General features: G+C 56.0%; 11 protein-coding genes, 3 tRNA genes and 1 pseudogene. 2 read left to right on the forward strand and 13 right to left on the reverse strand.

From position 1 onward, the window contains the following. The 6 genes from QFX05_RS04980 to QFX05_RS05005 all read right to left on the reverse strand — a co-directional run bounded on the left by QFX05_RS04980 (window position 1) and on the right by QFX05_RS05005 (window position 3,040). On the reverse strand, window positions 1-699 hold the full coding sequence (locus QFX05_RS04980; protein WP_279741465.1) for an ABC transporter permease: 699 nt from the start codon (window positions 697-699) through the stop codon (window positions 1-3). Window positions 700-702: 3 nt separating this feature from the next. Then, on the reverse strand, window positions 703-1,467 hold the full coding sequence (locus tag QFX05_RS04985) for an ABC transporter permease (protein WP_279741467.1): 765 nt from the start codon (window positions 1,465-1,467) through the stop codon (window positions 703-705). Beyond that, complete coding sequence (locus QFX05_RS04990; protein ID WP_279741468.1) at window positions 1,467-2,414, reverse strand: ABC transporter ATP-binding protein; 948 nt, start codon at window positions 2,412-2,414, stop codon at window positions 1,467-1,469. The genes QFX05_RS04985 and QFX05_RS04990 overlap by 1 nt, the downstream gene beginning before the upstream one ends. A gap of 264 nt (window positions 2,415-2,678) precedes the next feature. After that, window positions 2,679-2,751: transfer RNA gene (locus QFX05_RS04995), tRNA-Phe, on the reverse strand. 73 nt (window positions 2,752-2,824) lie between these two features. Then, window positions 2,825-2,898 (reverse strand) — tRNA-Asp (locus QFX05_RS05000). Between the two features lie 69 nt (window positions 2,899-2,967). Continuing rightward, window positions 2,968-3,040, reverse strand: a tRNA-Glu gene (locus tag QFX05_RS05005). 1,353 nt (window positions 3,041-4,393) lie between these two features. On the opposite strand from QFX05_RS05005, the gene QFX05_RS05010 reads away from it, so the two are divergent. Continuing rightward, the gene (locus QFX05_RS05010; RefSeq protein WP_279741469.1) at window positions 4,394-4,651 is read left to right on the forward strand and encodes a hypothetical protein; all 258 of its coding nucleotides are present in this window, start codon (window positions 4,394-4,396) and stop codon (window positions 4,649-4,651) included. 363 nt (window positions 4,652-5,014) lie between these two features. On the opposite strand, the gene QFX05_RS05015 is transcribed toward QFX05_RS05010, so the two are convergent. The 7 genes and pseudogenes from QFX05_RS05015 to QFX05_RS08395 all read right to left on the reverse strand — a co-directional run. Continuing rightward, a complete protein-coding gene (locus QFX05_RS05015) occupies window positions 5,015-6,445 on the reverse strand; it encodes an FAD-dependent oxidoreductase (RefSeq protein WP_279741634.1) in 1,431 nt (476 codons plus the stop codon). 134 nt (window positions 6,446-6,579) lie between these two features. After that, window positions 6,580-6,945 carry a DUF2218 domain-containing protein gene (locus QFX05_RS05020; protein ID WP_279741470.1) on the reverse strand — a complete coding sequence of 122 codons (366 nt, stop codon included), beginning with the start codon at window positions 6,943-6,945 and terminating at the stop codon, window positions 6,580-6,582. Between the two features lie 181 nt (window positions 6,946-7,126). Then, entirely contained in the window at window positions 7,127-7,576 is a 450-nt protein-coding gene (locus QFX05_RS05025; protein WP_279741471.1) for a hypothetical protein, read from the reverse strand. Next, on the reverse strand, window positions 7,573-8,319 hold the full coding sequence (locus QFX05_RS05030; protein ID WP_279741472.1) for an ABC transporter ATP-binding protein: 747 nt from the start codon (window positions 8,317-8,319) through the stop codon (window positions 7,573-7,575). The genes QFX05_RS05025 and QFX05_RS05030 overlap by 4 nt, the downstream gene beginning before the upstream one ends. A 9-nt stretch (window positions 8,320-8,328) precedes the next feature. Next, window positions 8,329-8,955 (reverse strand): hypothetical protein, encoded by a 627-nt coding sequence (locus QFX05_RS05035; RefSeq protein ID WP_279741473.1) that lies wholly within the window; start codon window positions 8,953-8,955, stop codon window positions 8,329-8,331. Between the two features lie 36 nt (window positions 8,956-8,991). Continuing rightward, entirely contained in the window at window positions 8,992-10,281 is a 1,290-nt protein-coding gene (locus QFX05_RS05040; protein ID WP_279741474.1) for a hypothetical protein, read from the reverse strand. A 107-nt stretch (window positions 10,282-10,388) separates the two neighbouring features. Then, window positions 10,389-10,592, reverse strand: a pseudogene (locus tag QFX05_RS08395) (lactococcin 972 family bacteriocin); the annotation flags it as partial. 468 nt (window positions 10,593-11,060) lie between these two features. On the opposite strand from QFX05_RS08395, the gene QFX05_RS05045 reads away from it, so the two are divergent. Beyond that, complete coding sequence (locus tag QFX05_RS05045) at window positions 11,061-12,527, forward strand: NCS2 family permease (protein ID WP_279741475.1); 1,467 nt, start codon at window positions 11,061-11,063, stop codon at window positions 12,525-12,527. Window positions 12,528-12,787: the final 260 nt, after the last annotated feature.

Here is a 12,787-nt window from a genome sequence, read left to right on the forward strand (position 1 = left end):
TCATGCCTTCTTCCAGTTGGTGGTGAGCCCCGCGGGAGTGAGCGCACGTTGCACAAGACCCATGAGTGCATCCACGGCGAAGGCGAGAAGCGCTACGAGCAAGGTTGCGACGAGCATACGCGGGTAGTCGCGCACAGCGAGCCCGTCGAAGAGGTACCTGCCAAGGGTTCCGCCACTCAGGTAGGCGACAATGGTCGCGGTCGCGATGACCTGCACGAGTGCGGAGCGGAGCCCGCCGAGCATCATGTTGGCGGCGAGCGGAATCTCGAGGCGGGTCAGAATCTGCCATTCAGTCAGGCCTTGGGCGCGGGCTGCGTCCACGAGGTCTTCCGGCACGGCGGCGAGTCCTTCAAGAACTCCGGCGAGCAGGGGTGCCGCCGCAATAATAATGAGCACGATGAGAGCGGGCAGGGTTGAGACGCCCAGCCAAAGCGCCAGGATCGTCAGCAGACCGAGCGCGGGCAGCGCGCGGGTGGCAGCAACAGCGCTCATGAGCAGGTTGCTGCGGGGGCGGTTAGTGCCGTCAGAGGGTCGGTGGTGTCCAGCCCAGAGGCCAAGGGGTACGATGATGAGCGCCGCGCAGGCAGTGGCGAGGGCGGTGACGCTCAGGTGTTCAAGCAGGCGCACGAGAATTCCGCCGCTTCCCTGCCAGTTGGTACCGTCCATGAGGTAGGCGAAGGTTCGTTCTATGACGTTCACGGGTTATGCCCTCCTTTCGGGGCTGCGGCGGTTCGCAGCCGTACCCGCCTGCCAGGGCGTAAGTGCCTTCGTCAGAAGGATAAGGAGCAGGTCGAGGACCAGCGCCAGCAGCAGGCTAAGAATCACGCCAGCCAGGATTTCCGAGGGGATATTGCGCGCGAGTCCGTCGGTGAAGAGCGTGCCGAGCGAAGGCACACCGATGAGGGCACCCACGGACACCATCGCAATATTTGCCACGGTTGCCACGCGGATTCCCGCCATAATGACGGGCACGGCGAGGGGCAGGTAGAGCTCCATCAGTGCTTGTCGGGGCGTGTATCCGAGGGCGCGGGCAGATTCGTGCACGCTATCGGGTACGGAGTCGAAGGCGTCCACACCGGAGCGCACCATGAGCGAGAAGGAGTAGATACTCAAGGCGACAAGCACGTTCAGCGGGGAAATAATGGAGGTTCCCAGAATAAGCGGCATCAGCACGAATAGTGCGATCGAGGGGATGGTATACAGCAGCGAGGAGAGGTGCATGAGGGTTCGTGCACCAATGCGGCGTTCGGAACCACGGTCGCGGCGACGGCTCGCGTAGTAGGCGACCGGCAGCGCGAGGAGAGTGCCAATTACGACGGGCACAACACCCTGGTAGAGGTGGCTGAGGGTCAATTCGAGGACGTGCTGGCTATTGTTGACGACCCATTCCCAGTGCATATCGCCTGCGGCGAGGGGTTGCGCGGCGAAAGGTGGTGCCGCGAACACAATATTTTCTGGAAGGCTCATTAGCTTTTCTCGCCTTCTACCGCACCGTTCTGTGTTTCTCGGGAGGCAGTAAGTCGGCGCGCGCGAGCCTGGCGCACCGTCTGTTCATCCAGCAGACCGGCAACGGAGCGGCTCACGAAGGAGCGCACAAAATCATCGGCGGGACTGTAGAGAATCTCTTCGGGAGTACCGAACTGTGCGAGGCGACCACCCTCCGCGAAGACAGCGATTGTATCGCCGAGCAGGAGCGCCTCATCAATGTCGTGGGTAACGAACACGATCGTCTTGGCGAGTCGATTCTGCAGGCGCAATAGCTCTTTCTGCAGATCGGTACGCACCACCGGATCCACCGCGGAGAACGGCTCGTCCATCAGCAGGATGGGCGCATCAGCTGCGAGAGCACGCGCCACACCAACACGTTGCACCTGACCGCCCGAAAGCTGGGAGGGGTAGCGCTTCGCATACGAAGAATCCAGACCGACCACATCGAGCAGTTCGAGGGCACGTACCTGCGCCTCCTTACGGGAGTCGCCGAGCAGACGCGGTACGGTGGCAATATTCTGCGCGACGGTGCGGTGCGGCATGAGTCCACCCTGCTGCATCACGTAGCCTATGCCGCGGCGTAGCTCGTAGGGGTTCTTCTCGTGCACGTTCACACCGTCAATGGTGATGGTTCCGTTATTGGGCTCCACCATGCGGTTAATCATGCGTAGACTAGTGGTTTTACCGCATCCGGAGGGTCCGACGAATACGGTAATCTGACCGGCGGGAATGTGCAGGTTCAGGTTCTGCAGCACCGTGGTGGGTTCACCGGTTCGGCTCAGGTAGCTCTTGGTGATGTTGTCGAAGTGGATTCCACCCGCCTGAGCGGTGGCGGCAGCAGCATTTTTTACCCAGGGAATTTGGGGCGAGCTTGGAATCTGAGGTGAGCTCTCCGGAGGCTGAGCGCTGGGATTCTGAGCGGTCATGGGTGTGGCAATCCTTTCTGCAGCCTGGTGTTACAGCCCAATTTTACAACCCGGTGCGTGCACCGTTCCCGCAGAAATATTTGAATCAGTTTTCTGCGAAAGCTATCTAGAATGAGCATGACATTGTTTCCGCATACACAAAGGCGGCACCTCAGGGTTTTATTCCCAAGATGCCGCCTTTTTGACAGGTTTGCAGTATTTGCAACCGCAAAGTTTTTTAAAAACAAAACCCGCCCCACTGTAGAAGCCTGGAGGCGGATTTCGTGGCTCCGACCGGCGTCGATCCGGTGACCTTACGATTTTCAGTCGTACGCTCTACCAACTGAGCTACAGAGCCTTGCGTATTTACTTTTAGATACGCAATGACCGCGTCTTCGGATGATGAATCATCTGAACTTACGCGGCCAGAGCGACCCCGACGGGACTTGAACCCGCGACCTCCGCCGTGACAGGGCGGCGCGCTAACCAACTGCGCTACGGGGCCTTGTTGGAATCAACAGAAGTAAATTCTATATCATCAAACTTGGCTTTGCAAAATCGTGAGATTTGCAAGTACCCCCAACGGGATTTGAACCCGTGCTACCGCCGTGAAAGGGCGGCGTCCTAGGCCGCTAGACGATGGGGGCCTAGTCGATCGAACAGGTTCAGTTTTCTTCATCCCGTCGTTCGAACCTCCACTAGTCTATGACAGGTTCGCGGAGGCATGCAAACCGTTTTTTCAATTTTGCCCGATTTTGACCCCTATTTTTAATCGTTTATAGCCTGGCACATATGCGTTTAAGCTTATCAATGAGGATTCAGAAAAACTTCAAAAAATTTTAAAATTTCTTCACAACACCCCATATCAGGGACTTTTGGAGAGGTTTTAGCGGCTTTTGGGTGCCCATAGAGGCTCTGAGAAAGCCTTATTATTTACCCTGATCCACACTAATTTCTACGGATCTTCTTCAGACTCTTCCAAAATTTTGTTTCTCAGAGAGCCCGAAGGGAATCCAAAGATGCTTTAGACACCCCCTCACATGAGCTCCGGGAGTTAGTTTTCCACCCCGCACTCACCTCACGGCAGCCTAAAACAGCAGAAAATATCTCCATAAAAAAATTCAGTTGTTTCTGGGGTGCCTGCATAAGGTGCACGAGCAAGCACTGCCCAGCCAGTACTACCCGGAGTGCGAAAACTGCAGAAGAGTGCACAGCAGATTCCACGATACATCTCCAGTAGATCCTGCGACACATCTTTCAGCTGCATCTTTCAGCGAGACTCACCCCAGCTTCATCCAATCCCCCCGAGCCCATAAAAATGTGCCTCGTAAAGCAATCACCCCCGCAGAGTGCACCTATATGAAAATGTTAACTCCAGGGAATACAATAAACCGGCTTGTCAGATACATATTTTTCTCTCTGTGCAGATATTTGCACAATAATGACGACATAGAAATATAAAGATTTGATAAACCTCTGGCGATTGACAAGGAGAGATGAAATCCAGCTGAAAATACCCCTGAATTGGCTTGAAGCCCCATCTTTGAGCACCGTAGTATAGAGGGCGTGAGGTCACTTCCGGACCTTGCACGGGGCCGCTTCCGGGCCCCAGACGTAGAGTTACCGCACATTACAGTACCGATAAACCGGATAGAGATCCAAAGGGGGATCCAGTATCCGCAACGATGAACCGCGCACGGCACTCCATGCACTTGGCATAGGTACCACAACCGTCGCTCTCGTCTGTGCGGTTGCACCCGCAGCACAGGCACAGCAGATGGCACACCTGCAGAAGGCAATGACTGCTGACCAGCAGCTCAAACTAATTCTGTGCCGCCTAGAGCATGTTCCTGCCTGTTTGAAGTATGCGAAGCCTGGATCCTCCAACCGCGGTAATAGCGGCATCGAGAGCGCACTGGGCAACCTGGCCACCGTCCAGGGCGCTGACGCAGGCCGTCAGATTGCAAGCGCCAAGGCCACTGTCCGCAAGTCTGATGGACGTGCCCACGCAGCCCTCTCCCCTCCCCCTTTGTGTTATTGCCTGCGTTATCAGTATTGCAAAGTTTGTCATTCAGCTGGGTATCGCCATTTACAAGCTTATTAGCGCACTCGTTAACGCCTTCAAGCAGTGGAAGACCTTCAAGAACATCGTGAAAGCTTTCATTTCTGGTGAGACTCGCAAGAAGCTGGGTACCGAAACTGAAACCATACTCAAGGTCATTTTGGGCATTGAAGACGTCCTCAAAAAGTGTGTATAGTCTACACACCGTACGGCCATGCACTTGTTGAGAGAGCTAATCTGGTGTTTCTTTAGCTTTCGAGACCCCGTTAAAGGGGTACGCTGCACGTGGATTCTGCGTGGGCTCGCTGCGCGTCCGGGGTAGCCGGAGAGTATGTCCTCGAGTGTCTTCGGCACCTACCCAACCCACCCACATGACCTCATGATACGGGGTGGGTTTCTTTAACCGCTCTTTCAGGCGAACGCTTCTCGATCTTTCCCCCTGACGTCCCCCCCCCATCTCCTTGTATATAGAGTCTCCTTATATATAGACAAAAATCGACCCCGCACCGACTAACGGTACGGGGTCGATTTCTATGCTCTAACGTACTACACGTATGGATTACTCACCGCGGGAGATGTTGATCATCTCGTCACGGTCCACGACCTTCACACGGGCGCGAGGCTCACCGGCTGCATCCTTAGATGCTGCGCCCAGTGCCTTCTCGTGATCATCCAGGCGGTGCCAGCCTTCCCAAGTGGTGTACTTGATGCCCTTAGAATCCAGGTATGCGCTGAATGCCTCTGCCTCCGGCTCGGGTGCGGTGTAGAGGTTCTCGCGATCCTCGAGCAGGTGGGTGATGGTCTCGAGTGCGTCAGACTTGGTGGAGCCAATCAGGCCGACGGGGCCGCGCTTAATCCAACCGGATGCGTACAGGCCGGGAACGATCTCGCCGTTCTCGTCCACGACGCGACCCTCAACGTTAGTGGTGACGCCGCGCTTGTCGTCGTAACCGATTTCGGGCAGTTCGGAACCGAAGTAACCGATTGCACGGTAGACAGCCTGTACGGGGTAGTCCACGTACTCGCCGGTGCCGACAATGCCGCCGTTGCCGTCGAGCTTGTTGCGCTCCATGCGCAGGCCCACGACCTTGCCGTCTTCGCCGAGGATCTCGTGCGGGGACTGCAGGAAGTGCAGGTGCAGGCGGCGGGATGCGGTCTGCTCGTTGGTCTTCTGGTCTTCCAGCCAGCCACGCAGGGTCTTCATCATAACCTTGGTCTGTGCGTTCTTCTCCATTGCTTCTTCGGAAGCCTCGTCAAATTGGAAGTCCTCTTCGTACAGGACGATATCCACGTCGCGGGAGTGTGCGAGTTCGCGCAGCTCAAGCGGGGTGAACTTCATCTGTGCGGGGCCGCGGCGACCGAAGACGTGCACGTCAGTTACGGGGGAAGCCTTCAGGCCCTCGTAGACGTTGTCGGGGATTTCGGTGACGAGCAGGTCGTCAGCGTGCTTGGAGAGGATGCGGGAGACGTCCAGGGCGACGTTACCGTTACCGAGCACTGCAACCTGCTCAGCTTCGAGCGGCCAGGTGCGGGGGTAGTCGGGGTGGCCGTCGTACCAGGAGACAAAGTCTGCTGCGCCGTAGGAGCCGTCCAGGTCGATGCCCTTAATATTCAGGGGTGCATCGAAAATCGCGCCGGTTGCGAAAATGATGGCGTCGTAGTGTTCACGCAGGTCGGCGAGGGTCAGGTCCTTGCCGTATTCGACATTGCCGAAGAAACGGATGTCGCCGCGGTCCAGGACCTTATGCAGTGCGGTAATGATGCCCTTGATGCGGGGGTGATCCGGTGCCACACCGTAACGAATCAGGCCGAAGGGGGCGGGGTAGCGGTCGAAGATGTCGATGGCGACCTCGACGGCGCCGGTGCGGACCTCTTCAGACTTGGTGAGGATGTCGGCGGTGTAAATACCGGCAGGACCTGCACCAATAACGGCGACGCGCAGGGGGCGTGCTGCTTCAGACACGAAAATCTTCCTTTCGAAGTTCACCATCCGACGCCCGGTGCGGCGCAAACAGACGGTGAGCTTAGTGTTCACTTCTTGCCTATTTTACCGGGGATTGACCGGTGTTCGGGGGCTTATAATGCTTTCGCATGCGACCCGAGACAAAGACTAAGGTTCGACCACTAGGAGGCGGGCACCGCCTCAAAGGCCACAACCAGTTCGTCGCGCTCACCGAAGCGGACCAGGTGGCGGTCCAGCACATCCGCCAGGCCAGTGGCCAACTCGTCGCTTTCGGCGCGTACCTCCATGATGAGGGCGCCTTCGGTTTCACGCAGATCGCCGTAGCCACGGAAAATGCCATCGCGGTTGAAAGTGAGGCGCAGACCGTCGGGCAGTTCTGCGGTGCCGAGCTTGCGGCCCATGTGAGAGCCGAGCTGCTTGATGTATCGGGCGGGGCGGTCGGTTGCTACGATGGCGCGCTGGCGTACCGGCAGGGATTCCGCAACGGGGTAGTTCTCAGCGGTGTTTTCTTGGGGAGTTTCAGTCACGGTGGGCTCCTTCTCATCTATGCCGAATTCTCATCTATTCCGGAAAAGGCTCACCACACGGAACCTGGCATCCGGCGACGCATTGTTTCACCTCGAATATAGCAGGAACTTAGGGTTCGCTAACCTAATATGTCATCGTTGTTCGCGTAGGGGCGATAAACAACCACCGTTCTTTACACGCCTACCTCTTGAGCTTAATCTCAGCAGCAGCACCCAAATGTGCCGAAGTCACCGCATCATTCAAACGCTTAAAATCCGACCGGTCAGTGTACGTAATCGTCAAAACAGCCTTCTGCCCATCGCACAGAAGCGTCTGAGAGAATTCAACATTCTTCGCAGCCGAACGAATAGCATTAAGCTCTTCAGTCCGCGCAAGAGCTTGCTGTACATCCTCCGGCGAAGAAGCTGTTGCACAAGCTGGTGTAGTGGTCGAATACTCATTCAGCCATGGCTCAAAAGCTCCACCCCAGTACAGACCCAGAAGAGCGCCAACAAACACCACGCAAGATACTAGAACGCCCACCACTTTTCGCGGCAGATGCCGCAATCCATTCTTTTGAGGGGCATCGCTTCCTGAATTTTCCGGCACACGATCATACTCATCACGAGCTAGGGGGCTCCTGGTCGTCATGATTCCTTCTCCTTCTGATGAGAATTTACGCTTACATCCGCTAGTCCCGAATCGGGAATTCGGGTGGGGGCTTCAAGACGGCATAGCCTATCGCAGGCGGCCATCATATCTGCGTCGTGAGTCGCCACGATAACTGTGGCTCCACGCCGAGCAGCAGAGCTCAAAAGCTCAACAACCAATGCCCGGTTCTCAGCATCGAGACTTGCCGTCGGCTCATCCGCAAAAATGTAGCGCACACCCTTATGGATTGCCCGAGCAATGCCCACTCTCTGCTTCTCACCACCACTCAGCAGGGCAGCCGAAGTACGCTCCTTCTCTTCAAGACCAATGACGCTCAGAAGCTCGCGGCTCTCATCCGTAATACGAGCACGGCCAAAGGTCTTACGGTCAAGCAGAATATTCTCGATAACGCTCCATTCCTCAATAATTCCGTAATCCTGAAATACGAAGGAAGCTTCATCAGCCCAGAATGCAAGACGTTCCTTCTCACGAGCACGTTCCATATGGCGGCCCCCGATAACCACCTCGCCCTCATGAGGTGGCATCAGCAGACCCAGAACATTCAAAAGCGTCGTCTTACCACATCCGCTCGGACCCACGATTCCGGTTACTTCCCCCGCATATGCCTCAAAGTGGGGACTCTGGAGAATGGGCTGCCCCTGCGCATACACCACAATATTGCGGGAGGCGATAGTTACCTCAGGATGTTCCGCATTGTTAGAAGGATAAACAGTCTTTGTCATCGTTCACTCCTATACGTGACGACGGTGAACCGTCGCGGTGAAGATACGGTTAAAACTCAGTCTCAGCACCAACGCCAGAATAGTGCCGTACAACAGCGGCGCCGCCAACGCTGAAAAGGCGTACTCTGCTCCCTGCACCAGGAGAAGTACCAACGCCACAGCAGAGCAAAGGCCCACAATGCAGGCTTCCTTCAGAAGGTACCCACTAAAAATTGTTCTGAGAGGCAGACCAGCAGTACGTAAAACAAAATCATTACGAGCACGAGCCGCAAGAGTAATGTACGTATTAATTGCTGTTCCGATAATGAGCGCCGCACAGAGAATTGCTAGGCCCACAAGATGCGCAACATACCGGTTACGTTCCAGCTGCGCGATGTAAAGGTGTTCCTCTCCCGCGCGGTCCACAGAAAGTAGGGTCTGCCCAATTTCCTCAGCGTTGTAGGCAGCCCGTACAGACGCAGGCTGAGAGACCATGATATTACCGGTAGTCAAGGCCGCAGAAATAAAGGAAGGTTGTAGATTCTGCGTCGCCGATTCGGTTACCACAAGAACAGGCTTTTTATAGTTCAGAAGCCGTGAATCCTGAGAGCTCAAAGCAGGCACCTTTACCCCCGACGAGTTGGTTTTATCCTCCACAGTGAGCAGAGTAAATCCGCGATCCTCCCGGTCTTTCTAGTGGAAAGAATACTCTGCACGCAAAGACTGAGATCCAGAGAAATTGCTATCCTCAACGTTCTTGAACGACAAGCCAAGACGTTGCTGCAGAAGGTCCACATACGCGCGGTTCACCATAAGAGCGCCGTCGTATCCACTGCCTTCCAAACCCTTAACGTTTTCCAACGCATAGGACAGAAGAACACCGTTCCGTGATTCAAGAGAACCTAAAGCACGCACTGTGGCCTGGTCGTAGGAGGCGAGCGCCTGTTCATCGCGTATCGTCGCTTCGGGCACGTTCACTCGTAAGGTGTACTGGTCAGACAGGAGAGACCAGCCAGCCGCCGCGTCGCTCCTACCCAAACTCATTTGGGCGCTTGAGACCAGACCCGGAATAGTGCATGCCACTAAAACCACCACGGCATACTTAGCGATTGCACTCGGAACTGTAAAACGTCGATACGCCGGCTCCCTACGTCCCACAGCATTAATGCTCGGCCAAGTCATGAGGTTGATAAGTAGCAGAGCAACCAACATGAAGACGGTAAACACGGCAAAAATCAGCGCTGTAACCCCCAGCAGTTGAGGAAGATGCGCCACGCCATACACGAACCCCTCTACACATCCCATACACAATGCTGTTACCGCTGCAGGAGGTAGCGACAGGAGCAGGAGGTCTTGCGCATCCCTTAGCTGCAGGCGCCGCGGGGAGTATCCGTTCAGAAGCAGAATATTCTGAGTTCGCGAACGGACCGACAGCCACCCCATGATTGCGGTACAGAAGAGCACAGCCAGGCAAATAAGGCTCATCAGAGAGCCCGAAGAAGTAACTGCCCCGTACACAACACGCATCGGGTTAACGGAGGTAACTTTAACATCCATACCTTGTTCACGGGCAAGGTTTTCAAAAGCTCGCACAAATTCTTGACTACCCGCCAGAGCGTATTGGCCGTCAAGTGAGGAATCCCCCAGTGCTCGTGCCGGATACTTCTTTCCGTGCTTATCCGGGTCAAACCAATCGATAGTTTCACCGTCAGAGCTCAGTGAATTCGCCCCAAATACGTAGATGGATTTTCCGTGCCAGAAATCTTCGGGGTCGGCGACCACCTTGAGTAGCTGGGCACCATCGGCAGCGTAACGGTCCACCAGAGCGTCAAAGTTCTGAATCAGCTCAGACTTAGACTGTTGCGAAGCACGAAGAGAAAGCTGTGCTTGCGTATTGGTACCCAGAGGAGTCTGCGTCTCCAGGACGGAGATGAGGGCGCTACCCAGCAGAAAGGTCAGAACCGTGCACAGTACTGCGCACACTCTCAGAGCATTTTTCATCGTTGAACTCCGGTAACTGACGTAATTTTGTACAGTGGGCGGACGCTTTCACAGCGCCCGCCCACGTATCCGTTCAAATATCTACAGGTTTAGCAGACACGGTAGTAATAGGAAGGGTGGTAGTGCCAGAACAAGTTTCCCCAGACCCATTTCGATGCCCGAGCAGTTTCGCCAGCACGAGTATCTACGGAACGGACAGTCCCGAACGCAGTAGAAACAGTAGAACCATGACAACGATCATTATGGTGATAATCAGAGAAGGCGCGGTTACCGCCCCATTCAACCCCATAATTCCAATCGCCACCCTCATGCGGCTTCTAAGTACCGGCCAGGGCTGCTGTCCTGACACCAGTTGCAAGTGCTCCCGACATGGCGAGCACAGCGAGTGATTTCATGACTTTCATAGTCTTACCTTTCGGTAGAACTTTCCCCTTTGCAGGAGATATATTTTGCTCTTCCACCCTGTGTGTGGTAACGATATTAGCACTATAGTGAAGAAAATAATATAGTTTTTCAGAATATTTAGATTTAAAACATATATTTTTTTACTAGTCAGCGGATTTTAGAATTTTTACCTGCCTTATCAGGCTTCCTGAACGAAAGCTGGGAATTTCCTGGATTAACGCTTAGAGAAACTTTAACCGTAGAATATTCCGGTAACAACAGTGTCACCTCCCCAACACACCGGGAAGTGGCACTTTTTTATGCGGGATCGGAACCCCGAACCCCGCCCCTACGAGAGTATCTACGGATTTTCACGAATGTCCTCTGAGAACACCGCGGCTCCCCAGAACCCCAAGGCAGATGCCAAGGGCGCACTGGACCGTTACTTCAAAATCAGCGAACGTGGCTCCACCATCGCAGCGGAATTCCGAGGCGGCCTCGCCACCTTCTTCGCGATGAGCTACATTGTCGTGCTGAACCCCCTCATCATCGGCCTGGGTAAGGACGCATCCGGCAACGCCCTCGGCGTACCGCAGGTCGCAGCAATGACCGCACTGGTCGCAGGCGTCATGACCATCCTCATGGGCGTCATCGCCAAGCAGCCCTTCGCCATGGCGGCAGGTCTCGGCGTGAACGCGCTGCTGGCAACCACCATCGCCTCCACCCCGAACCTGACCTGGCCCGCAATCATGGGCCTGGTCGTATGGGCTGGTGTGCTGATGACCATCCTCGTGCTGACCGGCTTCCGCACCGCAGTGTTCAACGCGGTCCCCGAATCGCTCAAGGTCGCAATCGTCGTTGGTATCGGCTTCTTCATTGCCTTCATCGGCCTCGTCAACGCAGGTATCATCCGCCGCATGCCCGACGCAGCCGGCACCACCGTGCCCGTCTCCTTCGGCGTCAGCGGCCACCTGCTCGGTTGGCCCACCCTCGTCTTCCTCTTCGGCCTGTTCCTCACCATTGCGCTGTTCATCCGCAACGTGAAGGGTGCAATCCTCTACGGCGTGCTCGCCTCCACCGCCCTCTCCATCATCCTGGAGAAGGTCGTGCCCTCCGGCAGCTCGCTTCAGTCCCCCACCGGCTGGTCCCTGAACGTCCCCGTCTGGGACTCCAACACCAGCAAGCTGCCCGACTTCTCCCTGTTCGGCTCCGCTGACCTGTTTGGCGCCTTCGGCACCCTCGGCGGCATGGCTGCAGTTCTGCTGATTTTCACCATCCTCATCTCCGCATTCTTCGATGCAATGGGCACCTCTGTCGGTCTCGCAACCGAAGCAGGCACCATCAAGGACGGCCAGATTGAGAACGTTGACAAAGTCCTGCTCGTGGACGCCCTCGGCTCCGTAGTCGGCGGTGGCACTTCCTCCTCCTCCAGCCAGATTTTCGTGGAATCTGCAACCGGTATCGGCGCGGGCGCACGCACCGGCTTCGCAAACGTCGTCACCGGCGCACTCTTCCTCGTCGCAATCTTCCTGTCCCCGCTGGTCACCATCGTCCCCTTCGAGGCGGTTGCACCCGCAATGGTGTTCGTTGGCTTCCTGATGATCCGCCAGGCAGTGAACATTGACTGGAACGACTGGGGGCTGGGTATCCCCGCATTCATGACCATCATCTTCATGCCCCTCTCCTACTCCATCGCGGACGGTATCGGCGCAGGATTCATCTCCTACGTCTTCATCCGCCTGGTGCAGGGTCGCGGCAAGGACGTGCACTGGCTCATGTACGTGGTTTCTGCAGTGTTCCTCATCTTCTTCGCTAACGGCCTGATTACCGGCTGGATGCACTAAATACATCGGGTGCTTTACTCTCCACGCATGGAGGCGCAGGCACCATCGGGGCGGGGTATCGGCACCTTTGAGGTGCCGGTACCCCGCCCTGCGCTATTCTTCCCCCGCTGCCGACCTAACTACAGGAGCGGGGAAACACCACATCACCGACTGAGCTGCCGCACACAACGCGTTTCAACGGCACAAGCTAGGAGGCGGCGCCTACAATGGTTGAACCATTGTGACGCCCAACCCCAGGATTTACCCGTGAGCTTTACCCG

It is taken from the genome of Rothia similimucilaginosa (genome assembly GCF_029850875.1).
Lineage (GTDB): Bacteria > Actinomycetota > Actinomycetes > Actinomycetales > Micrococcaceae > Rothia.

What these genes read in the sequence shown, in the direction of transcription:
- QFX05_RS04985 (WP_279741467.1), bottom strand. Translation starts at nt 1,467, where the DNA reads ATGAGCCTTCCAGAAAATATTGTGTTCGCGGCACCACCTTTCGCCGCG.
- QFX05_RS05030 (WP_279741472.1), bottom strand. Translation starts at nt 8,319, where the DNA reads ATGACAAAGACTGTTTATCCTTCTAACAATGCGGAACATCCTGAGGTA.
- QFX05_RS05045 (WP_279741475.1), top strand. Translation starts at nt 11,061, where the DNA reads ATGTCCTCTGAGAACACCGCGGCTCCCCAGAACCCCAAGGCAGATGCC.
- QFX05_RS04990 (WP_279741468.1), bottom strand. Translation starts at nt 2,414, where the DNA reads ATGACCGCTCAGAATCCCAGCGCTCAGCCTCCGGAGAGCTCACCTCAG.
- QFX05_RS05015 (WP_279741634.1), bottom strand. Translation starts at nt 6,445, where the DNA reads ATGGTGAACTTCGAAAGGAAGATTTTCGTGTCTGAAGCAGCACGCCCC.
- QFX05_RS05025 (WP_279741471.1), bottom strand. Translation starts at nt 7,576, where the DNA reads ATGACGACCAGGAGCCCCCTAGCTCGTGATGAGTATGATCGTGTGCCG.